The organism is Aquipuribacter sp. SD81 (assembly GCF_037153975.1).
GTDB lineage: Bacteria > Actinomycetota > Actinomycetes > Actinomycetales > JBBAYJ01 > Aquipuribacter.
Map to the genome: position 1 here is coordinate 1 of NZ_JBBAYJ010000006.1, position 22,718 is coordinate 22,718.

The window sequence follows — 22,718 nt, forward strand, 5'->3', positions numbered from 1 at the left end:
CCCCGGCCGCCGCGTCGGCGGGCGCCGCGCCGGGCTCCGGCGGCACGGACGGCGCCCCGAGCGGTCGCGGCGGCGGGACGAGCGTGCCCGCCCGGCCCGCGACCCGCGTGCCGCTCGTCCTCGTCCTCGTCGGGGCCGTGGTGGCCGCGGGGGTGGTGGCCGTCCTGCTGTCCCCACGCGAGGCGACCCGCCTCGCGGACCCGGGCGCGCTCGTCCGGTGGGGCCTGCCGGCGGTGGAGGCGGTCCACGACCTCGCCCTCGCGCTCGCCGTCGGGGCGATGGTGCTCGTGTGCGCCGTGCTGCCCGTCGAGTCCCCGGCGGCCGCGCGGGGTCGTCACGTCGCGACCGCCGGCGCCGCGGTGTGGGCGCTCGCGGCGCTCGGCGTCCTCGTCCTGACGTACGCGAGCGTGTCGGGTACCCCGCCCACCGCGCCGGAGTTCGGGGCCGAGCTCGGTGGCTTCCTCACCGGCTTCGAGGTGGGGCAGTCGCTGCTCGCGACGGTCCTGCTCGCGGCCGCCGCCGCGACCGTCGCCGCGGGGGCGACCGGCCCGCGCAGCAGCGCGCTCGCGCTCGTGCTCGTCCTCGCGGGCGTCCTGCCCGTCGCGCTGCTCGGGCACTCCGGCAGCGCCGAGGGGCACGAGACCGCGGTGACGGCGATGGGCCTGCACCTGCTCGGCACCGGTGTGTGGGTCGGCGGCCTGCTCGCGCTCGTGGCCCTGCGGGGCCGGCTCGAGGGTGCCGCGCTGGCCTCCGCCGTCGGGCGCTGGTCGCCGCTCGCGCTCGCCTCCGTCGTCCTCGTGTCGCTGTCGGGTCTCGCGAACGCGACGACCCGGCTCGCCGCCCCGGGGGACCTGCTCTCGCGCTACGGCGCGCTGCTGCTCGCGAAGACCGTCCTCGTCGCCGTGCTCGTCGGCATCGGCTGGGCCCACCGCCGCGCCGTCCTCCCGCGCCTGGCCGACGGCGGGGCACGGTCGTTCTGGCGCCTGGTCGCCGTCGAGCTGCTCGTGATGGCGACGACGGTCGGGGTGGCCGTCGCGCTCGCCGGCACGTCGCCGCCCGTGTCCGACACGGAGGCCCCGGCGCGGTGGAGCCCCGCCGAGGTGCTCGTCGGCTACGCGACACCGCCGCCGCAGACCCCGCTCCGGCTGCTCACCGAGTGGCGGCCGGACCTGCTGTGGGTCCTCGTCGTCGCGCTGCTCGGCGCCGGCTACCTCCTGGGCGTTCGGCGCCTGCACCGCCGGGGCGACGCGTGGCCGGTGTGGCGCACGCTGCTGTGGCTCGCGGGCCTGGCGGTGGTGCTCCTCGTCACGAGCTCGGGGCTGTCGACGTACGGGCGGTGGCTGTTCAGCGCGCACATGCTCCAGCACATGACGATGAGCATGGTGGCGCCGCTGCTGCTCGTGCCCGCCGCGCCCGTCACGCTCGCGCTGCGGGCGCTGCGCCCCCGCGCCGACGGCTCGCGCGGCGCGCGGGAGTGGCTGCTGTGGGGGCTGCACGCGCCCGTCACGCGGTTCCTCACCCACCCCGTCGCGGCGGCCACGCTCTTCGCGGGCAGCCTCGTGGCGTTCTACTACTCGCCGCTGTTCGGCATCGCCCTGCGGACGCACTACGGGCACGAGGCGATGCACGTGCACTTCCTGCTCACGGGCTACCTGTTCGTGTGGTCGCTCGTCGGCACCGACCCCGGCGTGCGGCGCACGCCGTACCCGCTGCGGCTGCTCATCCTCTTCGCGACGATCGCCTTCCACGCTTTCTTCAGCATCTCCCTCATGGACGCGACCCAGGTGCTGCAGCCGGAGTACTGGCAGACCGTCGCCGCCGACCGGGGCTGGGGCCGCGACCCGCTCGCCGACCAGCGCTACGGCGCCGCGCTCGCGTGGGGGGTCGGGGAGGTCCCGACGATCCTCGTCGCCGTGCTCGTCGCGATCCGCTGGGTGGCCGACGACACCCGTGAGGCCCGTCGCCGCGACCGCAAGGCCGCCCGCGACGACGACGCGGACCTGCGCGCGTACAACGAGATGCTCGCGCGGCTCGGCGAGGCCGACCGCCGCTCCTGACGCGTCCGTGGTCCCCCGCGGCTCGCGGACCCGACCCCCTGGGTTGGCAGGCGCTTCGGCCCTTGGCAGGCGCAGCGGCTGCGATCCAGCCCGCGCAGCGCCTGGATCGCGACCACGCCGCCTGCCAAGCGCCACGTCGCCTGCCAACCGCCACGCCGCCTGCCGACCGCTACGCCCGACGGGCGTTACACCTCCCCACCGGGGGCGGTCAGGCGCCTGCCGCCGGGAACAGCCGGTCGTCGGCCGCCGCGGCGAGGGCGTCGCCGACCCGCTCGAGCGCCGGCGAGCGCAGCCGCCACGACTGCCAGTGCAGCGCCACCTCGACCGTCCCGGTGTCCCCGGGCAGGGGCAGCGGGACCAGACCGTCCGGGGCGCCGAGCGGACGACCGTGCCGGACGTCGGGCACCATCCCCCAGCCGAGCCCCAGCCCCACGGCGGCGAGGTGCTCCCCGGTTGCGGGGACCAGGTGCGTCGGGGGCTCCGTCGTCGTGCCGGCGCGACGCAGGACCACGTGCTGCAGGTCGTCGTCGCAGTCGTAACGCACCATCGGTGCCCGGGTCAGCACCACCGCCGCGTCCGTGAGGGCCGTCCGGCCCGCGTCCGCGAACCACTGCTCGACCCACGCGGCGCTCGCCATGGCGCGGTACCGCATCCGGCCGAGCGGTCTGGACCGGCAGCCGGGGGCAGGCTCCGCCCGCGAGGTGACGGCGCCCGTCACCGTGCCGTCGCGCAGCAGCAGGTGCGTGCGGTCCTGGTCGGCGCGGTACAGGTCGAGCAGGACGCCGTCGGGTGCGGTGCCCGCGAGCAGCGGCGCGAGCGCGGGCAGCACCCACGTCGCCAGCGAGTCGGCGTTGACGGCGACGGCGACCACCGGAGCGGAGCCGGCAGCCGTCCCGGCATCGCCCGCACCCAGCTCGGCGGCGGCCTCGTCCTGCAGGGCGAGGACCTGCCGGGCCAGGCGGAGGACCACCTCGCCGGACGGCGTCGGCCGCAGCGGGCGGCTGCGCACGAGCAGCACCTGCCCCACGGCGTTCTCCAGCGCCCGCAGGCGTTGGCTCATGGCCGACGGCGTGACGTGCAGTGCCTCGGCGGCCGCCTCGAGGCTCCCGGTCCCGACGGCTGCGGCGAAGGAGCGGAGGTGGGTGCCGTCCAGGTCGAGCGCCATGATCACATGATGAAGCAACGCTTCACCACCTGCAGAAACATGAGCTGGTCTGTATCGGCGCCGTCGACCTACCGTCGGTGCCGTGACCGCCGTCCTCGCCGGCCTCGGGCTGGGCCTCTCCCTCATCGTCGCCATCGGCGCGCAGAACGCCTTCGTGCTGCGCCAGGGCCTGCGCGGGGAGCACGTCGCGGCGGTCGTCGCTGTCTGCGCGGTGTCGGACGCCGTGCTCATCACCGCGGGCGTCCTCGGGGCCGGAGCCCTCATCGAGGCGGTACCCGTCCTCGTCGAGGTGTTCCGCTGGGGCGGCGCGGCGTTCCTGCTCGCCTACGCGGTCCTCGCCGCGCGCCGGGCCCTGCACCCGGGCCGGCTCGAGGCGGCCGACGGCGCCCCACCCGCGGGCCTGCTGCCCGTCGTCGGCACGGCGGTCGCCCTCACGTGGCTCAACCCGCACGTGTACCTCGACACGGTGGTGCTGCTCGGCTCCGTGGCCCAGTCGTGGGGCGACGCGCGCGTCGCCTTCGCGGGCGGCGCGGTCCTCGGCAGCCTGCTGTGGTTCTCCGCGCTCGGGTTCGGGGCGCGGCTGCTGCGGCCCGTGTTCGCGCGCCCGGGGGCCTGGCGCGTGCTCGACGGGCTCGTCGCCGTCGTCATGGTGGTGCTCGCCGTCGGCCTCGTCGTCGGCTGAGCGGTCGGCGGGGCGGGCGTCCGACGCCCCGCGGCCGTGTCCGGGGTGCGTGCGAGCATGACCGCCGTGACGGACTCCACGACGGACATCACAGACACCTCGGGCGCCTCCGGGGAGCCGGGCGAGGGCACGAGCCCCTTCGCCGACCTCGACGCCTACCAGGCGCTGCCGCGGGTCGGCGGGCTCGCGCTCTCACCGGACGGCACCCGCCTCGTCACCGCCCTGCAGACGCTCAACCCCGAGGCGAACCGCTTCGTCGGCGCGCTGTGGGAGGTCGACCCCACGGGCGAGCGCCCGGCCCGGCGCCTCACCCGCAGCGCGAAGGGCGAGCGGCTCGGCGGCTTCACCTCCGACGGGACGCTGCTGTTCACCTCGGCGCGGCCGGACCCGGACAGCAAGGGCGACGACGACGGTCCCGCGGCGCTGTGGGCCCTGCCGGCCGGCGGCGGCGAGGCCTCGGTCGTCGCGACCCGCCCCGGCGGCCTGGACGTCGCCGCGCTCGCCCGCGACTCCGGCGACGTCGTCGTGACGAGCGCGACGCTGCCCGGCGCCGACGACACCGCGGAGAGCGACGAGGAGCGCCGCAAGGCCCGCAAGGACGGCAAGGTCACCGCGATCCTCCACGAGGCGTACCCGGTCCGGTACTGGGACGGCGACCTCGGCCCGGACGCGCCGCGGCTGCTCGCCGGCCGGCTCGACGCCACCGGCACCGAGCCGGAGCTGGAGCTGCGCCAGGTGGTCGGTCACGTCGGCCACGGCCTGCGGCACGCGGTCGTCGACGTGACGGCGGACGGTCGGACCGCCGTCACCACGTGGGACACCATCGAGGGCCGGGCCGTCAGCCGGTTCTCCCTCGTGAGCGTCGACCTCGCCTCCGGGCGGCGACGCACGCTGCTGTCCGACGTCGACCACGAGTACGAGATGCCGACCATCAGCCCGGACGGCTCGACCGTCGCGCTGCAGGTCTACCGCCGCTCGACGCCGGACGACCCGGGCGACTACCGCCTCGCCGTCGCGCCGCTCGGGCGCCCCGGCGAGGACGGCGACGACGGTGACGGGACGGTCGAGGTCCGCGAGGTGGCCCCGGGCTGGGACCGGTGGTCGCACCGTCCCGTGTGGACGCCGGACGGGCAGGCGCTGCTCGTCACCGCCGACTCCGACGGCCGCGCGCCCGTGTTCCGCGTCGAGGTCGCCTCGGGCGAGGTCACCCAGCTGACCGGTGACGACGCCGCGTACTCCGACGTCGTCGTGTCGCGCGACGGCCGGCACGTGTACGCGCTGCGCGCCGCGGTCGACGCCCCGCCCGCGCCGGTGCGGCTCGACCCGGTCACCCCCCACCAGACGCCCACCCTGCTGCGCGGGCCCGTGCCCGCCCCGGTCGTGCCGGGCCGGGTGGAGGAGGTGACGGCGACCGGCGAGGACGGCACGCCCGTCCGGGCGTGGCTGTGCCTGCCCGACACCGCCGACGCGGACCGTCCCGCGCCGCTGCTGCTGTGGATCCACGGCGGTCCGCTCGGGTCGTGGAACGCGTGGAGCTGGCGGTGGAACCCGTGGCTCGCGGTCGCGCGCGGGTACGCCGTGCTGCTGCCGGACCCCGCCCTGTCGACCGGGTACGGCCTGGAGTTCATCCGCCGCGGCTGGGGGCGGTGGGGCGACGCGCCCTACACCGACCTGCTCGCGGTCACCGACGCCGCGGAGGCGCACGAGGCCGTCGACGCGACCCGCACCGCGGCGATGGGCGGCAGCTTCGGCGGCTACATGGCGAACTGGGTGGGCGGGCACACCGACCGCTTCCGGGCGATCGTCACGCACGCGTCGCTGTACGCGCTCGACCAGTTCGCGGCCACGACGGACGCCGCGCACTACTGGGAGCGCGAGATGAGCCCCGAGATGACCGAGCACCACAGCCCGCACCGCCACGTCGAGCACTGGGTGACGCCGACGCTCGTCATCCACGGCGACAAGGACTACCGCGTGCCGATCGGCGAGGCGCTGCGGCTGTGGTGGGACCTCGCGAGCAAGGACACCGACGACCAGGGGAACCTGCCGCACAAGTTCCTCTACTTCCCCGACGAGAACCACTGGATCCTCACGCCCAACCACTCGACCGTCTGGTACCAGACCGTCTTCGCGTTCCTCGCCCACCACGTGCTGGGTGAGGAGTGGGTGACGCCGGAGCTCCTTCGCTGATCGCCGCGGGGCGCCCGGCCGGCTCCCGGCCGGGCGCCCGGGCACGCCGCGGACGGCGGGCCCCCCGGGGCGTGGAAGCCTGAGCGTGTGACCGCGCAGCCGCAGGAACCGTCCTTCGAGCCCGTCGCCGACCGTCCCGTCCGCTGGGGCGTGATCGGCGCGGGGCGCATCGCCGAGGGGGTGATGACCGACCTGCGCGAGCAGTGCGCCGCCGACGGGGTGCTGCACGCCGTCGCCTCGCGCAGCGCCGACCGCGCGCGTGACTTCGCCGACCGCCACGGCGCCCCCGTGGCGTACGGGTCGTACCTCGAGCTGCTCGAGGACCCGGACGTCGACGTCGTGTACGTCGCCACGCCGCACCGCCAGCACCACCAGGTCGCGCTCGCGGCGCTCGAGCGCGGCAAGCACCTGCTCGTGGAGAAGGCGTTCACGTGCACGCTCGAGGGCTCCCGCGAGGTGGTCGACGCGGCGCGCGCCCGCGGGCGCTTCGTCATGGAGGCGATGTGGACCCGCTTCCAGCCGACCGTCGTGCGCATGCGCGAGCTGCTCGCCGAGGGTGCGGTCGGCGAGGTCCGCTCGGTGCGCGCCGACCTCGGGCTGCGGGTGCCGTTCGACGCCGGCGACCGGTTGTGGGACCCCGCGCAGGGCGGCGGGGCGCTGCTCGACCTCGGCGTGTACCCCGTGTCGTGGCTGCAGATGGTCCTCGGCGGCACGCCCGCGTCCGTCGAGGTCGCGGGGACGCGCGCCGACAACGGCGTGGACGCCGAGGCGACCGTGCTGTGGCGGACCGCCGGCGACGACGGCCGCCACGGCGTCGCGCAGTGCTCGCTGTTGTCGCCGCTGCCCGGTGTGGCCGCCGTGTTCGGCAGCGAGGGTTGGCTCGAGGTGCCGCCCCGGTTCCACCACCCCGGTCGCCTCGTCGTGCACCGCCGCCGGGACGGCCGCTCGGTCGAGGAGTCGCAGGAGGTCACGGCGCCGGCGCGCGGCACCGGCTACGCCCACGAGCTGGACGAGGTCCACCGCTGCCTGCGCGCCGGTCTCACCGAGTCCGAGGTCATGCCGCTCGACGACACCCTCGCCGTCATGGGCGTGCTCGAGGAGGCGCTGCATGCGCTCGGCGTGCAGCACGACGAGGACCGCGACGTGCTGTGACGGTCAGCGGGCCCTAGGCCCTTCGACCGGACCCCGGCACGATCGTGCGGCCCGGCACGTAGCCGTGGTCGACGACGGGCGGGGCGTAGGACGCCTGCGGCTGCCACGCGGCTGGCGCGCCGCCCGGCACCGGCGGCGACCATGGCGCCGGTGCGGTCGGGTCGGGACCGTGCTCGTTGGGATGCGGCTGCGACGGCTGCACGAGCATGACGAGCAGGACGAGCCCGCCGACGAACGGCACGAAGCCGATGAAGTACCAGAAGCCGCTGCGGCCGGTGTCGTGCAGCCGGCGGACCGTCGCGGCGAGCGTCGGGATGGTCAGCGCGAGGCCGATGAGGACGGCCACCCCCATCAGGAGCAGCCCGACGGCCGCCGCGGAGCGCGTCGGCTCACCCGTCAGCGGGTCGGTGCCCGCAGCGAGCACGACGGTGCCGGCCAGGTACGGCGCGCCGTACACCAGGACGAAGAACAGGTAGAAGAACCAGAACTCCGAGCGGCGCGCACGACCGGTGAAGGTCGCGTACCGGCGCAGCGCGGAGGAGACGGCCTGACCGAACGACACGGGGTACCCCCTGCTGTGGCGACCGGCGAGCCCGGTCGGACCGTGCTCATCCCAGCAGCCGGAGCGCCGGCTCGGAGGCGGTTCGTCGGCACGTCCCCCGGACGCGTGAGCGGCGTGGGCGCCGGTGACGGGGCGTGCCGGACCCGGGGTACGCGAGGTCAGGCCGGGGGCCGGTGGAGCCAGGGCGGGTACGGCTGCGGCGGAGAGCTCGGCCAGGGCGACGGCGAGGACAGGTAGGGCTGTGGCGCGTACGACCTGCCCTTCGGGTCCGGGCCGTACTGGTTCGCGCCGGGCGTCCCGTCGAGCGCGCACAGGTACACCACGTAGTAGTTCGCGTACGGCACGACGTTGAGGAGCAGCCACACGGGACTGCGGCCGAGGTCCTGCAGCCTGCGGGCCGCCAGGGCGTAGGACGGCACGAGCAGGGCGAGGGAGAGCGTCGTCGCCACGAGCACCCACCAGGCGGCCAGAACCGTGACCTCGGCGGCCCACACGACCACGGCTCCCGCGATCAGCGACCACCCGATCGTCCACGTGGGGACGGTGAGCGCGCTGTAGGACGCCACGAAGAGCCAGTAGTCCCGTCGTCGCGAGCGGCCGGAGAAGTCCCCGTAGCGACTCAGCGCCGATGAGAGGGCGTCCGGCCACTGCTGTCCCACGCGGTCATGCAAGCAGTTCCGCCCCTGCCCCGAGGCGGTAACCGGGGCCCTGCTCCGAATGCGCGAGGGCGGGCACGACCGGTCACCGGTGCGTGCCCGCCCTCGGGGCGGCGGCCGGAGCCGTCAGGCGTTGCGGACGAGCGACACGTCGAAGTCGAGCTTGATCTTCTCGGAGACGAGGACGCCGCCGGTCTCGAGCGCGGCGTTCCACGTGAGGCCCCAGTCCTTGCGGTTGACGACGGCCTTGCCCTCGAAGCCGGCGCGGAGGTTGCCGAAGGGGTCCTTGGCCGAGCCGTCGAAGGTGAGCTCGATGCGGACGGGCTTGGTCACGTCCTTGATGGTGAGGTCGCCGACGAGGACGAAGGTGCCGTCGGCCACGTCCACGTCCTCCACGCCGGTGGAGCGGAAGGTCATGGTCGGGTAGGTCTCCGCGTCGAAGAAGTCGCCCGAGCGCAGGTGGGCGTCGCGGTCGGCGGAGCCGGTGCTCACCGACGCGATCTGCACCGTCACGGAGGCGGAGCTGTTCTGCGGGTTCGCGGCGTCGACGGTCACGGTGCCCTCGACGTCGGAGAAGTGGCCGCGCACGTTCGTCACCATCGCGTGGCGGGCGGTGAACCCGACGCGGGTGTGCGAGGCGTCGATCGTGTAGGTACCGGTGAGGTCGGCGATCGCCGGCGTGGTCTCGATGGTGTCGGTCATGCTGTGCTCCCAGGGCGGTGGTGCATGTCAGGACGTGAGGTTGAAGCGTAAAGCAACTCGTCCTATTCCCCGGGCCCCGCACGACCGTCACCCGGACGGCCACCCCGCCGGGCTCGCGCGCGTGGAGCCTGGGCACCGCCGGTCGGGCTCAGCCCTTCTCCGCCCCCGCCGTCCCGCCGCGGACGAAGTAGCGCTGGAAGACGATGAAGACGACCGCCACGGGGATCGTCATGAGCAGCGCTGCCAGCATGGTCACCGGGTACTGCTGACCGGATCCCAGCTGCCCGCTCGTGAGGTTCGCGACGCCCTTCGTCAGGGTGTACAGGTCCGGGTCGCGGCTGGCGACGATGAAGTGCGGCAGCTCGTTCCACGACCCCTGGAAGGACAGGATCGTGACCGTGATGAGCGCCGGGCGCGCCATCGGCAGGACCACCGACCAGAAGATCCGGAAGGTGCTCGCGCCGTCGATGCGCGCGGCCTCCTCGACCGAGACCGGGATGGACTCGAAGAACTGCTTCATGATGAAGACGCCGGCGGCGTCGACGAGCAGCGGGACGACGAGCGCGGTGTAGGTGTCGTAGATCCCGAGCTGATTGAGCACGAGGAACTTCGGGATCAGCAGGATGACGCCGGGCACCGCGAGCACGGCGAGGACCGCGGTGAAGACGGCGTCGCGGCCCTTGAACCTGATGCGGGCGAGCGCGTAGCCGGCGAGGGAGTTGAAGAACACCCGCCCCGCCGTCACCAGGACCGCCACGACCGTGGAGTTGAGCGCCCACAGCGGGAAGTCGGCGCGTCGCAGCTCGGCGAAGGCCTCCGTCGTGAACGGCGACGGCACGAGCGCCAGCGGGTTGGCGACGGCGTCGGCGTCCGTCTTGAAGCCCGTGACGAGCTGGATGACGAACGGGTACAGGTAGATGAGCGAGAACAGGATGAGGACGGCGTAGCCGAGCAGGAGGGCGACGCGGCTGCGCGCCGTCCGCCGTCCGGGGCGGGTGCCCCCCTCGACACGGCCCGTGGCCTCCTCCGCGTTGCGGCCGGCGACGACGCTCATGCGACTCCTCCTCCGGTCTGGCTGGTCGAGGTGTTGGCGTGCTGCAGGCCCCACGCCTGGCTCTCGTGGGGGCCCTTGCGCTGCTTGCGGCGACGCCGGTCCGCCCTGCGCTGGGCGATGGCGTCCTTGTCGCGGAACAGCCAGCGCTGCAGTGTCGTGAGGACGAAGATGATCGCGAAGAGCACGAACGACATGGCCGCCGCGATGCCCCACTGGAACGACTCGAAGGCGTAGAAGTACGACAGGTAGGCCGGGGTGAGCGTCGTCTTGGCCGGTGCCCCCTGCGACATCACGTAGATCTGGTCGAAGACCTGCCACGTGCCGATGAGGCCGAGAGTCAGCACGAGGAGCACGGTCGGTCGCAGGTGCGGCAGCGTGACGGCGCGGAAGCGCTGCCAGCGGTTGGCCCCGTCGACCAGGGCCGCCTCCTCGACCTCGACCGGGACGTCCTGCAGCGCGGCGAGGAACATGAGGAGGAACGTGCCCGTCGTGGTCCAGACGACGAGGATGATGATCACGCACAGGGCCACGCTGGGGCCGGCGAGCCACTCCCACAGCGAGAGGCCGAGCACCTGGGTACCGGTGAGCGCCTCCGGGGGCGAGCCCGTCTCCCACAGCCCGAGCCCGTCGCCCAACAGGTGCAGCAGGCCGCGCGCGTCGGAGAACCACGTCGGCGCGTCGATGCCGAACCAGCCGAGCACGGTGTTGACCGCCCCGGTGCCGGTGAAGAGGAAGAGGAAGACGAGGCTGATCGCCACCGAGCTCGTCACCGAGGGGAAGTAGAAGGCGCTGCGGAAGAAGCCGCGCGCCTTCAGCAGCTGGTTGTTGAGGACCGTCGCGAGGAAGAGCGCGAGCACGGTCTGCGCCGGCACGACGAGCAGCACGTAGTAGATGTTGTTGCGGATGCTCGTCATGAAGTCGCTGCGCGTGAGCCCGGGCTCGGTGAACAGCTGCGCGTAGTTGTCGAGGCCCACGAAGCCGACCTGCGAGGAGAACGGGCTGCCGCGGCCCGTCCAGTCGCTCACCGAGACCCACAGCGCCATGACGATGGGCACGAAGAGGAAGAGGCCGAGCACGACGACCGTGGGGGTCACGAACAGCCAGCCGGCCAGGCCCTGTCGGCCGTTGATGCCGCCCCTGCGGCGGTCGGGCGGGCGGGCGGGCCGGGACGGGTCCGCCGCCCGGCTGTCGTCGGCGGCTCGCTGCTGCACGCCGTGGGCCATGGCTCCTCCTCGAGGCCGGTGGTGCGGTGCGGGCCGGCCGGTCCCGGGCGGGACCGACCGGCCGGTGGGTCACTGCTGGAGCGCGGCCTCGGCGTTGGTCTGGAACGACTCGAGGATCTGCTCCGGCGCGGTCGTCTCCAGCTGCGCGAGCTGGGAGTCGAGGTCGGCGAGCGCAGGCTGGAGGCCGGGCTGGTTGACCGGGCCCTGGCCGTACTCGCCACCGGCGATGAAAGGGGCGTCGTCGGGGAAGGCGGCGACGTACTCCTCCTCCGCGGCCTGGCGGCTCGGCATGACGCCGAACGCCTCGGCGAAGGCGATCTGCTGCTCCGGCGACGTGAGGTGCTCGACGAGGCTGACGGCGGCCGCCTGGTCCGGCGACTCCGCCGCGATGCCCCAGCACTGCGTGAACTGCAGGGTGCCCTTGCCGGCCGGGCCCTCGGGGAGCTCCACGACCGTGTACTCCACGTCGGGGTAGTCGTTGCTCATGGCCCCGCGGATCCAGTTGCCCTCCATGGTCATGGCGGCGCGCTCGGTCCCGAACGCCTCGCCGCCCCACCCGGAGTCGACCTCGGCCGGCAGCACCGCGACGCCGCTCTCGAGCAGGCCCTGCACGTACTGCAGCGCCTCGACGTTCGCCTCGCTCGTCGCCGTCACCTCGCCGGTCTCGGGGTCCAGCCACCAGCCGCCGTTCTGCACGAGGAACGCACCGGCGCGGTCGCGGCCCTGGCCGATGACGAGGCCGGCCTGGTCGTCGGTCGTGAGCTGCTCGGCCACCGCCTGCAGCTCCTCCCACGTGCTGGGGATGTCCTCGTCGGTGAGCCCGGCGGCCTCCCAAGCGGCCGTGTTGATCTGCAGGGCGAGCGTGGAGAAGTCCTTCGGGGCGCAGTACTGCGTGCCCTCGTAGGTGAACGCCTGGCGCAGCGAGGGGTAGAAGTCCTCGTTGTCGGCGAGCTGCTCGGCGTAGGGGTACAGGTTGCCGTTGGCGGCGTAGTCGCCGAAGGCGCCCGCGTCGACGTAGAAAAGGTCCGGCGGGTCGCCGGCGGCGAAGCCCTGCGACAGCTCCTGCGTGATGTCCTGCGCGGGCAGCACCTCGACGGTGGCGCCGTTCTCGTCCGCCCACGCCTGGGCGGCCTCGGTGACGGCCTGGGTCTCGGCCTCGCCGCTGGAGGCGATGAGGACCTGCAGCTCGGCGCCCTCCACCTCGCCGGCGGCCTCGCCGGCGGGCGCGGAGGCACCACCGCCGGCGTCGTCGCCGCCCTCGGCGGCGGGGTCGTCCTCGAAGCCGCTGCCGCCGCACGCGGCGAGCGCGGTCACCCCGGCGACGGCGAGCGCGAGGTAGGCGACGCGGCGCGGTCGCGCCGCACGGGTCAGGGTGGGACTCATGTCGGTGTCACTCCTTCGTGGTGGTCCGGTGTGGTGCGGGTTCGACGGCGCGGACGGCGTCCGGTCCGGTCCGGTCGCGTCTCGGTGACGGGAGGAGCCGCTCACCACCCCCCGGCGGGGCCGCCGCGGGGCACCGCGAGCGTCGGGGCGAGCAGGACCCCGCGCGGGGGCGGGTCCTCCCCGCGCAGCCGGGGCAGGAGGAGCTCCAGGCACGTGTGGGCGGCCTCGCGCACGGGCTGCGCGACGCTCGGCAGCCCCAGCGCCGCCGCGACGGGCGTGGCGTCGAAGCCGACGACGAGCAGGCGCCGCCCGGCGGCCTGGGCCGCGCGGTGCGCGCCGAGGGCCAGGGTGTCGCTCGCGCAGACGAGGGCGTCCAGCCCGGCGTCGCGGGCGAGCAGGGCGGTGGTGCAGCGCTCGGCGGCGTCCGTGTCGTTCTCGCAGGTCACCTCGACCGGTTCGCCGAGCGCGCGCTCCGCCACGGTCCGCGCCCACCCCTCGCGCCGGTCGCGCCCGGTCGCGGCGTCGTCGGGCCAGCCGAGGAAGCCGACGCGACGGGCACCGCGGGCGACGGCGTGCTCCGTGGCTGCCGCCGTGCCGAGCGCGCCGTCGACGTCGACCCAGTCGTGCGGCGGCTCGTCGACGCCCCACGGTCGCCCGAACGCGCAGAACGTCACGCCCGAGGCGGCGAGGCCCGCCGGCCGGGAGTCGTGGACGTTGGTCGCGGTCAGCACGACGGCGTCCGCGGCGCCGCCGGCGATGACGTCGTCGACGAGCGCGAGCTCCGCCGCCTCGTCCGGCTGCTGCGCGTACAGCACGACGCGGTAGCCGTGGCGCTGCCCGGCCTCGGCGAGGCCGTGGAAGAACGCGTCGAGCACGAGGCCCGAGATGCCGTCCTGCGGCTGGTCGGCGCGCACCGCGATCGCGTGCGCCCGCCTCGTCGCGAGCTGCCGGGCCGCCAGCGAGGGCCGGTAGCCGGTCTCGCGCACGGCGGCCATCACCTTGTCCCGCGTGGCGGGCGCGAGCCGGTCCGGCCGGTGCAGGGCGTTGGAGACGGTCTGGCGCGACACGCCCGCGAGGGCGGCGACGGTCTCCAGCGTGGGTCCCTGGGCGGCGCGGTCACCGCGGGCGCGGGGCACGTCCGTCGTCATCCCGGCCTCCTCGCACGGACCTGGCGGCCCCTCGAGCGGACCGCTACGGTTTGAGCGCTCAACTTTGAGCGCTCAAAACATATATCGACGATCGTCGCCGTGTCACCCGGCGGCTGCTGGGAGAGGGTGAGGAGCGTGGGCCAGGTGCACGCCGTCGACGGGGACGGCACGACGGGGGACAGGACGACGGCGACGTCGACGGGGTCGCCTGCGACCGGGACAGCGCTCCGCCAGCCGTGGCTGCACGACCTCGTCCTCGTGCTCGCGGCGCCGACCCAGGCGTGGTCCGGCGCCGACGGGCAGGTCCGCCGCGGCGGCGTGCAGGGTGTGCTGCACGCCGACCGCCGCATGCTCGCCCGCTGCGTCCTGACCGTCGGCGGCGAGGAGCCCGCACCCGTCGGGCACCACGGTGACGGCGGGGACGCGCACGTCTTCCTCGGCGTCGCCCGGGGTCTCGGCGACCCGGGCCCCGACCCCACCGTGCGGGTCGAGCGCCGGCGCGAGGTCGAGCCGGGGCTCCTCCGTGAGCAGGTCGCGCTCGTCTCGACCGCCACGAGCGCCGTCGAGTGCGACGTCGAGCTGCGGGTCGCGGTCGACCTCACCCCCCTCGACGACGTCAAGGCCGGTCGCAGCGGCACCGCGACGCCGCCCACCGAGGTCGGCCCGGAGCTCGTGTGGCGCGACGGCGCCGTGCGGGTCGGGCTGCGCGCGCACGGCGCGGAGGCGCGGGTCGAGCACGACGGGCCCGAGCCGGTCGTCGTGGTCCGCTGGCGCGTGCAGGTCGCGCCGGGCGGGACGGTGGCGCGCGAGCTCCTCGTCTCGCTCGCCGACGACCACGCGGTCGTCGTGAGCCCGGCGCGGCCGGCCACCTGGGCGGCCCCGGAGCTGCGCAGCGCGGACCGGCGGCTCGCGCCCGTCGTCGAGCAGGCCGTCGCCGACCTGCGGCTGCTGCGCCTGGCGACCGCGGACGCCCGCGACGAGGAGTTCCTCGCCGCGGGCGCGCCGTGGTTCCTCACGCTCTTCGGTCGTGACTCCCTGTGGGCGGCGCGCATGCTGCTGCCGCTCGGCACCGAGCTGGCCGCCTCGACCCTGCGGGTGCTCGCCCGCCGGCAGGGCCGCGGCGTCGACCCCGACACGGCCGAGGAGCCCGGCAAGATCCTCCACGAGGTGCGCGGCCAGGCCTTCCACCTCGCGGCCGAGGCGCACGTCGTCGGCTCGGCCGACCGGTCCCTGCCGCCGGTCTACTACGGCACGATCGACGCGACCCCGCTGTGGGCGCTCACCCTCCACGACGCGCACCGCTGGGGTCTGGGCGACGACGAGGTCGCGCCGCTGCTGCCGGCGCTGGAGGGCGCGCTTACCTGGCTCGTGGAGCACGGCGACGCCGACGGCGACCACCTGCTGGAGTACGTCGACACGTCCGGGCACGGCCTCTCGAACCAGGGGTGGAAGGACTCCGGGGACGCCGTCCGCCGGGTCGACGGCTCGCTCGCGCACCCGCCCGTCGCGCTGTGCGAGGTCCAGGGCTACGCCTACGCCGCCGCGCTGCGCGGCGCGGACCTGCTCGAGCGCTTCGGCCGTGGCGGCACCGACCGCTACCGCGAGTGGGCCGGACGGCTGCGCGCAGAGTTCGCGCGGCGGTTCTGGGTCGAGGACGCGGTCGGGCCGTTCCCCGCCATCGCCCTCGACGGCGACAAGCGGCCGGTCGTGTCGCTCACGAGCAACGTCGGCCACCTGCTCGGGACCGGCCTGCTCGACGCCGACGGCGTCGACGCCGTGGCGCGCCGCCTGGTCGCACCGGACATGCTGAGCGGCTTCGGCATCCGCACCATGTCGAGCGCGGCGGCCGGGTACAGCCCCACCGGGTACCACGTGGGGTCGGTGTGGCCGCACGACACCGCGATCTGCCTCGCGGGCCTCGCGGCGGAGGGCCGTGCGGAGGTGGCGCCGGTCGCCGAGGCGCTGCTCGCGTCGCTGCACGCCTTCGACGGCCGTCCGCCGGAGCTGTTCGCGGGCGACGCGCGCTCGGCCCACCCTGTGCCGGTCCCCTACCCCGCGGCGTGCCGGCCCCAGGCGTGGTCCGCGGCCGCGGCGGTGACGCTGCTGTCCTCGGTGCTCGGCCTGTCCGTCGACGTCCCCGCCGGGCACGTGTCGGCCTCGCCGGTCGCGCCGTGGCCGCTCGGCGCCACGGTCGTCGAGGGCCTGCGCGCGGGCGGCGACCCGCTCGCGGTGGCCGTCGACGACGCGGGCGCGGCGGAGGTCACCTGGCGCTGAGCCCTGGGCGAGCTGCCGCCGCCACGACGACATCGCCGATGCCCGTGACGCGTCCTGCGTGGCCGCCCGCGCGGTCGGTGGTGTCGCCGTGGCGGCGCGCGGGCTGTGGACAGCTGGGCCGCCTGTGGACGAGGCCCGTCACGGCGCCGCGCCGCCCGCGACAGTGGGCCGGTGCCGCTGTCCCCGACCCAGGTGCTCGCCGCCGCAGGAGGCGTGGCGCCGTACCGGCGCGTCGTCCGGCTGACGGGGCGCCACGCCCTGCGCCGGGCGGTCGCCTCGGGCGCGGTAGTGCGCCTCGGTCGTAACCGGTACGGCTTGCCCGGCCTGGACGAGCAGCTGGCCGCCGCCCACGGCGCGCGGGGGTGCCTGTCGCACCTGAGCGCGGCGGTCCACCACGGCTGGGGCGTGCTCCACCAGCCGGACCGGCTGCACCTCACGCTGCCTCGCGGGCACAAGCACGGCGATCTGCCAGGCACGCGGTGGTTCGCGACGACGCTGGACGAGGCGGAGCTCGCGGCGGGCGTGACCTCGCCGCTGCGCACCGTGCTCGACTGCGCACGGACCCTGCCGCTGCCTGCGGCCCTTGCGGTGGCGGACTCGGCGCTGCGTGCCGGCCACGTGCGGCGCGAGGAGCTGTGCGCCCTCGCCGACGTGACGCGGACGACGGGTGCCGTCGCCGCTCGACGTGTCGTCCGGCTCGCGGACGGTCGGGCCGCGAACCCGTTCGAGTCGGCGCTGCGGGCCGTCGTCCTCGGCACCGGCCTGCGCGGCTTCATCCCGCAGCTCGTCGTGACGGGGCCCGGGCTGCTCGCCGTCGTCGACCTCGGCGACCCAGACCGTCGGGTCGCCCTCGAGGCGGACGGCTACGGCGTCCACGGCACCCGACGGGCCTTCGCCCGCGACCTGGCGCGTCACGACGAGCTGCAGGCGGCGGGCTGGCTGACGCGTCGGTTCGCCTTCGAGCACGTGCTCCGTCGGCCGGCCTGGGTCGCGGAGCAGGTGCTGGGCGCGGTGGCCCAACGCGTCGTGCCCGCACCACGACGACACCGCCGACGCGTCGGCGGAGTGCGGGACGCCGCGTGAGGGGTGTCGCGGTGTCGTTGTGGCGGCGGCGTAAGAAAGTTATTGCAGTAACTGCAATAGCGCCCTACAGTTACCCGCATGACAACTCCTGCCTCTCCACCCGTGCGGCCCCTAATCCGCCTGGAGCACGTGTCCAAGTGGTACGGGAGCGGCAGCAGCCGCTTCCAGGCCCTCGACGACGTCAGCCTCGACGTCCGCACCGGCGAGTCCCTCGCCGTCGTCGGCAAGTCCGGTTCCGGCAAGTCGACGCTCATGCACGTCCTCGCCCTGCTCGACCGGCCCGACGAGGGCCGGCTGCTGGTCGACGGCCAGGACGCCACGGACCTGCGCCCGACACAGGTCGGTCGGCTGCGCAACGAGCGCTTCGGCTTCGTCTTCCAGCAGTTCTTCCTCGTGCCGAGCGCGACGGTGCTCGACAACGTCGTGCTGCCGCTCACCATCGCCGGAGTGCCGACGGCGGAGCGCCGCCGCCGCGGCACGGCGGTGCTCGAGCAGCTGCAGCTCGCCGACAAGGCCGGCAACAGGGCGACCGCGCTGTCGGGCGGGCAGAAGCAGCGCGTCGTCATCGCGCGCGCGCTCGTCACCGAGCCGGACGTGCTCTTCGCCGACGAGCCGACCGGCAACCTCGACAGCACGACCGGGGCCCTCGTGGCCGACGAGCTGTTCGCCCTCAACCGCGAGCGCGGCATCACCCTCGTCGTCGTCACGCACGACGAGGAGCTCGCGGCGCGCTGCGACCGCCGGGTCCTCGTCCGGGACGGCCGCCTGCACGCGCACGAGGAGGTGGCGGCGTGAGGACCACCGACCTCGTCCGCTCGGCCGTCGCCAACACGTTCCGCAGCCGGCTGCGCACCACGCTCACGGTGCTCGCGCTGTTCGTGGGCGCCTTCACCCTCACCCTCACGACCGCGCTGGGCGCGGGCGTCACCGACTACGTGACCCGGCAGGTGGACTCCCTCGGCGCCGACGACGTCCTCGTCGTGACCGCGGCGGCGCAGGACACGTCCGACGGCCCGGCCGCCTACGACCCCGACACGTCCACTCCCACGGGCGGGCAGGCGGCCTCGCCGTTGCCGGGCGCCGGGGCCGGCGGCTCGCTCACCGAGGCGGCGCTCGACGAGCTCGCCCAGGTCGACGGACTGTCGGACATCGAGCCCGTCCGGTCCACCGCCGTCGACTACGTGCGGCCCGTGGACGGCGGCGACGACCAGCGCTACCAGCTGAGCATCGCCCCGACGGCGTCCATCGCCCGCGCCGACCTGGCCGCGGGCGCTCAGCTCGACACCGACGGCGACGCCCGCCAGGTGCTGCTGCCCGAGGAGTACGTCGAGCCGCTCGGCTTCGCCGACGCGGAGGACGCGGTGGGCGAGACGGTCGTGCTCGCCGTCACCGACGTGCTCGGCGAGCAGCACGAGGTGGAGGCCGAGCTCGTGGGCGTCACGAACCCGAGCCTGCTCGGCGGGGGCGGCGGCGCGAGCACGGCGCTCGTCGACGAGCTCGCAGGGCTGCAGGCGGCCGGGGTCGACCAGCGACCGCTGTACGCGGTGGCGACGGCCCGCTTCGACGCCTCGCTCGACGACGACGCCGTCCAGGCCATCAAGGACGACGTCGCGGAGCTCGACATGAGCGCGCAGACGGTGTCCGACCAGCTCGGCCTCGTCACGACCGTCATCGCGGGCATCACCGGGGTGCTCAACGCCTTCGCGGTCGTCGCGCTCGTCGCTGCTGCGTTCGGCATCGTCAACACGCTGCTCATGAGCGTGCAGGAGCGGACGCGCGAGATCGGCCTCATGAAGGCGCTCGGCATGAGCAACGGCCGTGTCTTCGGTCTGTTCAGCCTCGAGGCGGCGTTCCTCGGCCTGCTCGGCAGCGTGCTCGGCGTGGTCGTCGCCGTGGGCGTCGGCACCGGCCTCAGCTCGGCCCTCGCGGCGGGTCCGCTCGCGTCCCTCGGCGGTCTCGACGTGCTGCTGTTCCGGCCGGAGTCGCTGCTCGGGGTGGTCGCACTGATCGTCGGGATCGCGTTCGTCGCCGGTACGCTCCCGGCTCGACGCGCGGCCCGGCAGCAGCCGATCGACGCGCTGCGGTACGAGTGAGGGCACGACTGAGGCCGACAGGACGGTGACGGCTCGGATGGTGAGCCAGGCGGACCCCGAGGGTGGCGTCCCGCCCGCCGTGCAGGCCCCGCGGAACGCGCGCGGGCTGGCGACGGCGCGGCGGATCCACCGCTCGGCGGTCCGCCTGGCCGCCGAGGGCGGGCTGGACGCGCTGACGGTCGACGCCGTCTGCGCCGACGCCGGCATCAGCCAGCGGACGTTCTTCCACCACTACCCGACGAAGGACGACGCCCTCCTCGGCCTCGAGCTGCCCTCGATCGCGCGGGAACGGGCGCACCGCTACCTCAGCGACCCGACCGTCCCGGTCCTCGCGGGAGCCGTCGCCCTCATCGACCTGCCGGCGGGGGCGGGGGAGGACCCCGCGACGCACGCCGCCCAGCTGCGGCTGCTCGCGGGGTCCCCGCAGCTGCAGGCGCGCCAGGCCGCCCGCTTCCTGCCGATCCTCGGCGAGCTGCGTGGGCTGGTCCGGCTCCGGCTGGAGGCGCTCGCCCGGGCGGACGGGCGGACGGTCGACGCCGCGGAGCTCGACGCCCAGGCCGACGTCGTGACCGCGCTCGGGGCCGCGCTCGTCAACACCGCCGCGCGTCGCGTGGTCGACTCCCCCGACGCGGGCCTGCCGGACCTCGCGTCCGTCGTCGACCCGCTGCGGCCGGTCTGGGACCGCCTCGTCTGATGGTCGCGGCCGGCCGCACGGCGGCCACGTCGACACAACGAACGCCCGCGCGTGGCCTCAGCGGGGCCTCGAGGGCCTTCGTCGTGTCGGCGTGGTCAGGCACCGCGGCGGGGTGGGCGGGACGGGGGCCGGGCGGGCTGGGGCGCGTCAGGGGCCGACGGCGTTGAGCCGGGCCGCCTGCCGCAGGAGGTGGTCGCGCTCGGCCGCGCTCGTCGCGGCCCGTGCCGCCTCGGCGTAGAGCCGCGCCGCGTCGAGCAGGTCGCCGGCCCGCTCGTGGAGGTAGGCCTCGGCGGCGGTCCGTCGCGGTACGCCGTCCGGCACCTGCGCCAGCGCGGCCAGCCCCGCCCGCGCGCCGTCGGCGTGCCCGAGCGCCACCGCGCGGTTGAGCCGCACGACCGGGCTGTCGGTGAGGCCGAGGAGCTCGTCGTACCACTCGACGACCTGCACCCAGTCCGTCTCCTCGGTGCTGGGGGCGTCGGCGTGCAGCGCCGCGACCGCCGCCTGCGCCTGGAACTCCCCGAGCCGGTCACGGGCGAGCGCGGCCTGCAGCACGGCGACGCCCTCCGCGACGAGCGCGGTGTCCCACCTCGAGCGGTCCTGCTCCGCGAGGGGCACGAGCCGGCCGTCGACCACCCGCGTGTCTCGGCGCGCGTGGTGCAGGAGCATGAGCGCAAGCAGCCCGTGCGCCTCCGGGTGGTCGACGAGCGCGGCCAGCTGCCGCGTGAGCCGGATGGCCTCCATCGCGAGGTCGACGTCGCCGGAGTACCCCTCGTTGAACACGAGGTAGAGCACGCGCAGCACGGTCGCGACGTCGCCGGCCCGGTCGAAGCGGGCGCCGGCGACGGTCCGCTTCGCGCGGCTGATGCGCTGCGCCATGGTCGCCTCCGGCACGAGGTACGCCTCGGCGACCTGCCGGGTCGTGAGGCCGCCGACCGCGCGCAGCGTCAGTGCGACCGCCGAGGCCGGCGTGAGCGACGGGTGCGCGCACAGCAGGTACAGCGCGAGGGTGTCGTCGGCCTCGCGCACGGGACCGGGAGCCGGCTCGACCTCGACCGTCTCCTCCCGCCGACGACGGGACGACTCGGAGCGGACCGCGTCGAGGTGCCGCCGCCACGCGACCGTCGCGAGCCACGCGCGCGGGTCGCGCGGCGGGTCGGTGCGCCACACGCGCAGCGCCTCGACGAGCGCGTCCTGGACGGCGTCCTCGGCCGCCCCGAAGTCGACCCCGCGACGGCCGAGGAGCCCGATCACCTGCGGGACGAGCGCGCGGAGCGCCGCCTCGTCGACCGCCGGGCCCGAGGCCGTCACGACCGGCTCACCCGGCCTCACTCGGTGACGGTCGGCGGCGCGGTGAGGAACGGCCGGACCTCCAGCCACTCGTGGATCGGTCGGCCACCCGCGCCGGGCGCGGCCGACAGCTCCCCGGCCAGCTCGACGGCCCGCTGCTCGCTGTCGACGTCGACGACCATCCAGCCGGCGACGAGGTCCTTGGTCTCCGCGAACGGCCCGTCGGTGACGGGCGGGCGGCCCTCGCCGTCGTAGCGCACCCACATGCCCTCCGGTGCGAGCGCCTGACCGTCGACGTACTCGCCGGACTCCTGCAGCCGGGTCGCGAAGTCGTCCATGTACCGGACGTGGGCCTCGATCTCCTCCGGCGTCCACCGGTCCATGGGGACGTCGTTCACCCCCGCCGGCGCGCCGCGGTAGTGCTTGAGGAACAGGTACTTCGCCATGGTGGTCCCCTTCGTCCGGAGCGGCCCCGTCGGCCGCCCTCACCCCTGGGTCGGAGCGGGCGTCGCGTTCTCGACATCGTGGCCGCAGGCCCGCGCGCCCACCACGACGACACCACGGCGGGCCCAGGACGGCATCGCGGGCGCTCTGGTGCCGGAGGTGGTGTCGTCGTGGCGGCGGGGGCACGCCTCGACGAGGCCGGTCAGTGGTCCTCGCAGCAGCGCTCCGGGCGCTCCTTCTCGAACGGCACCATGACGCCGCCGACGGCGGGCTGCACGTGCAGCACGACCCGCCCGGCCTCCACCCGCGGCCGCACGAAGCCGCGCGTGTCGACGAGCGTCGCGGGGGTCGACGGCGCCCCGCCCACCACGACGACGTCGTCGACCCACGACCGCGCGAGCACGTCGGCGACGGTGAGCGTGCCGCGCAGCACGTCGGAGCCCGGGTAGCGCACGAGGCGCCCCGAGGCGCCCGTCACCGACGCGGCCACCGCCACCCACGCACCCGCGACCGCCCCCGGCGCGTCACCCCGGACGAGCCCGTCCCCCAGCCCCGTCCCCGTCACGACCACCGCGCCCGACGCGACGCCGGTGCGACGCACCTCGGCGTCGACCACGGCCCCCAGCCCCTCGAGCACCGCCGGCGGGGGCAGCCCGAGCCCGTCCGGCACCACGGCGCTGACCGCGGAGTGCGGCTCGCCGCCCGAGACCGCCGCCGGGACACCGTGCGTCGCGACGAGCAGGGCCTCGAGCGGCCCCCTGCCGCCCGGGGCCCCGACCGCGAGCCCGCCGACCACCTCGCACACCAGGTGCGCGAGGTGGTCGGCGTCCTCGTCGTACCGGGACCAGGCGTCGACCCCGACGATCACG

At 75.4% G+C, this 22,718-nt stretch carries 20 protein-coding genes; 9 read left to right on the forward strand and 11 right to left on the reverse strand.

Going from position 1 to position 22,718, the window contains the following annotated elements:
* The coding region (locus tag WAA21_RS04870) for a cytochrome c oxidase assembly protein (protein WP_336921643.1) at window positions 1-2,057 on the forward strand (2,057 nt) is incomplete at its 5' end.
* A 208-nt stretch (window positions 2,058-2,265) separates the two neighbouring features.
* Here the strand turns inward: WAA21_RS04870 and WAA21_RS04875 are convergent.
* Complete coding sequence (locus WAA21_RS04875) at window positions 2,266-3,222, reverse strand: ArgP/LysG family DNA-binding transcriptional regulator (RefSeq protein WP_336921644.1); 957 nt, start codon at window positions 3,220-3,222, stop codon at window positions 2,266-2,268.
* Between the two features lie 82 nt (window positions 3,223-3,304).
* On the opposite strand from WAA21_RS04875, the gene WAA21_RS04880 reads away from it, so the two are divergent.
* The 3 genes from WAA21_RS04880 (at window position 3,305) to WAA21_RS04890 (ending at window position 7,246) form a co-directional block, all read left to right on the forward strand.
* On the forward strand, window positions 3,305-3,904 hold the full coding sequence (locus tag WAA21_RS04880) for a LysE/ArgO family amino acid transporter (RefSeq protein WP_336921645.1): 600 nt from the start codon (window positions 3,305-3,307) through the stop codon (window positions 3,902-3,904).
* Window positions 3,905-3,961: 57 nt separating this feature from the next.
* The gene (locus tag WAA21_RS04885; protein ID WP_442893228.1) at window positions 3,962-6,094 is read left to right on the forward strand and encodes a prolyl oligopeptidase family serine peptidase; all 2,133 of its coding nucleotides are present in this window, start codon (window positions 3,962-3,964) and stop codon (window positions 6,092-6,094) included.
* Window positions 6,095-6,181: 87 nt separating this feature from the next.
* Window positions 6,182-7,246 (forward strand): Gfo/Idh/MocA family protein, encoded by a 1,065-nt coding sequence (locus WAA21_RS04890; RefSeq protein WP_336921647.1) that lies wholly within the window; start codon window positions 6,182-6,184, stop codon window positions 7,244-7,246.
* A 13-nt stretch (window positions 7,247-7,259) separates the two neighbouring features.
* On the opposite strand, the gene WAA21_RS04895 is transcribed toward WAA21_RS04890, so the two are convergent.
* From WAA21_RS04895 to WAA21_RS04925, 7 genes are all read right to left on the reverse strand, one after another.
* Entirely contained in the window at window positions 7,260-7,808 is a 549-nt protein-coding gene (locus WAA21_RS04895; protein ID WP_336921648.1) for a DUF805 domain-containing protein, read from the reverse strand.
* Window positions 7,809-7,966: 158 nt separating this feature from the next.
* Window positions 7,967-8,467, reverse strand: a complete 501-nt coding sequence (locus WAA21_RS04900; protein WP_336921649.1) for a DUF805 domain-containing protein — start codon at window positions 8,465-8,467, stop codon at window positions 7,967-7,969.
* Window positions 8,468-8,590: 123 nt separating this feature from the next.
* Window positions 8,591-9,166, reverse strand: coding sequence for a YceI family protein (locus WAA21_RS04905; RefSeq protein WP_336921650.1), 576 nt, complete (start codon window positions 9,164-9,166; stop codon window positions 8,591-8,593).
* A 148-nt stretch (window positions 9,167-9,314) separates the two neighbouring features.
* Entirely contained in the window at window positions 9,315-10,220 is a 906-nt protein-coding gene (locus tag WAA21_RS04910; RefSeq protein ID WP_336921651.1) for a carbohydrate ABC transporter permease, read from the reverse strand.
* On the reverse strand, window positions 10,217-11,443 hold the full coding sequence (locus tag WAA21_RS04915) for a carbohydrate ABC transporter permease (protein WP_336921652.1): 1,227 nt from the start codon (window positions 11,441-11,443) through the stop codon (window positions 10,217-10,219). Before WAA21_RS04915 ends, WAA21_RS04910 begins: the two co-directional genes overlap by 4 nt.
* A gap of 69 nt (window positions 11,444-11,512) precedes the next feature.
* Window positions 11,513-12,826, reverse strand: a complete 1,314-nt coding sequence (locus WAA21_RS04920; protein ID WP_336921653.1) for a sugar ABC transporter substrate-binding protein — start codon at window positions 12,824-12,826, stop codon at window positions 11,513-11,515.
* A 101-nt stretch (window positions 12,827-12,927) separates the two neighbouring features.
* The gene (locus WAA21_RS04925) at window positions 12,928-13,974 is read right to left on the reverse strand and encodes a LacI family DNA-binding transcriptional regulator (protein WP_336921654.1); all 1,047 of its coding nucleotides are present in this window, start codon (window positions 13,972-13,974) and stop codon (window positions 12,928-12,930) included.
* 135 nt (window positions 13,975-14,109) lie between these two features.
* Between WAA21_RS04925 and WAA21_RS04930 the strand changes: the two genes are divergently transcribed.
* From WAA21_RS04930 to WAA21_RS04950, 5 genes are all read left to right on the forward strand, one after another.
* The gene (locus tag WAA21_RS04930) at window positions 14,110-16,248 is read left to right on the forward strand and encodes a glycogen debranching N-terminal domain-containing protein (RefSeq protein ID WP_336921655.1); all 2,139 of its coding nucleotides are present in this window, start codon (window positions 14,110-14,112) and stop codon (window positions 16,246-16,248) included.
* A 171-nt stretch (window positions 16,249-16,419) separates the two neighbouring features.
* On the forward strand, window positions 16,420-17,331 hold the full coding sequence (locus WAA21_RS04935; protein ID WP_336921656.1) for a hypothetical protein: 912 nt from the start codon (window positions 16,420-16,422) through the stop codon (window positions 17,329-17,331).
* Between the two features lie 78 nt (window positions 17,332-17,409).
* Window positions 17,410-18,126 (forward strand): ABC transporter ATP-binding protein, encoded by a 717-nt coding sequence (locus WAA21_RS04940; protein WP_336921657.1) that lies wholly within the window; start codon window positions 17,410-17,412, stop codon window positions 18,124-18,126.
* Complete coding sequence (locus WAA21_RS04945; protein WP_336921658.1) at window positions 18,123-19,424, forward strand: ABC transporter permease; 1,302 nt, start codon at window positions 18,123-18,125, stop codon at window positions 19,422-19,424. The genes WAA21_RS04940 and WAA21_RS04945 overlap by 4 nt, the downstream gene beginning before the upstream one ends.
* A 40-nt stretch (window positions 19,425-19,464) precedes the next feature.
* Entirely contained in the window at window positions 19,465-20,118 is a 654-nt protein-coding gene (locus WAA21_RS04950) for a TetR/AcrR family transcriptional regulator (protein ID WP_336921659.1), read from the forward strand.
* 147 nt (window positions 20,119-20,265) lie between these two features.
* Here WAA21_RS04950 and WAA21_RS04955 read toward each other — a convergent pair whose 3' ends face one another.
* The 3 genes from WAA21_RS04955 to WAA21_RS04965 all read right to left on the reverse strand — a co-directional run bounded on the left by WAA21_RS04955 (window position 20,266) and on the right by WAA21_RS04965 (window position 22,717).
* The gene (locus WAA21_RS04955) at window positions 20,266-21,447 is read right to left on the reverse strand and encodes an RNA polymerase sigma factor (protein WP_336921660.1); all 1,182 of its coding nucleotides are present in this window, start codon (window positions 21,445-21,447) and stop codon (window positions 20,266-20,268) included.
* Complete coding sequence (locus tag WAA21_RS04960) at window positions 21,444-21,851, reverse strand: YciI family protein (protein WP_336921661.1); 408 nt, start codon at window positions 21,849-21,851, stop codon at window positions 21,444-21,446. The genes WAA21_RS04955 and WAA21_RS04960 overlap by 4 nt, the downstream gene beginning before the upstream one ends.
* Before the next feature lie 200 nt (window positions 21,852-22,051).
* A complete protein-coding gene (locus WAA21_RS04965) occupies window positions 22,052-22,717 on the reverse strand; it encodes a hypothetical protein (RefSeq protein ID WP_336921662.1) in 666 nt (221 codons plus the stop codon).
* Window position 22,718: the final 1 nt, after the last annotated feature.

Coding starts and splice junctions, on each gene's coding strand:
- WAA21_RS04925 (WP_336921654.1), bottom strand. CDS start 13,974: ATGACGACGGACGTGCCCCGCGCCCGCGGTGACCGCGCCGCCCAGGGA.
- WAA21_RS04905 (WP_336921650.1), bottom strand. CDS start 9,166: ATGACCGACACCATCGAGACCACGCCGGCGATCGCCGACCTCACCGGT.
- WAA21_RS04885 (WP_442893228.1), top strand. CDS start 3,962: ATGACCGCCGTGACGGACTCCACGACGGACATCACAGACACCTCGGGC.
- WAA21_RS04915 (WP_336921652.1), bottom strand. CDS start 11,443: ATGGCCCACGGCGTGCAGCAGCGAGCCGCCGACGACAGCCGGGCGGCG.
- WAA21_RS04920 (WP_336921653.1), bottom strand. CDS start 12,826: ATGAGTCCCACCCTGACCCGTGCGGCGCGACCGCGCCGCGTCGCCTAC.
- WAA21_RS04960 (WP_336921661.1), bottom strand. CDS start 21,851: ATGGCGAAGTACCTGTTCCTCAAGCACTACCGCGGCGCGCCGGCGGGG.
- WAA21_RS04940 (WP_336921657.1), top strand. CDS start 17,410: ATGACAACTCCTGCCTCTCCACCCGTGCGGCCCCTAATCCGCCTGGAG.
- WAA21_RS04910 (WP_336921651.1), bottom strand. CDS start 10,220: ATGAGCGTCGTCGCCGGCCGCAACGCGGAGGAGGCCACGGGCCGTGTC.
- WAA21_RS04875 (WP_336921644.1), bottom strand. CDS start 3,222: ATGGCGCTCGACCTGGACGGCACCCACCTCCGCTCCTTCGCCGCAGCC.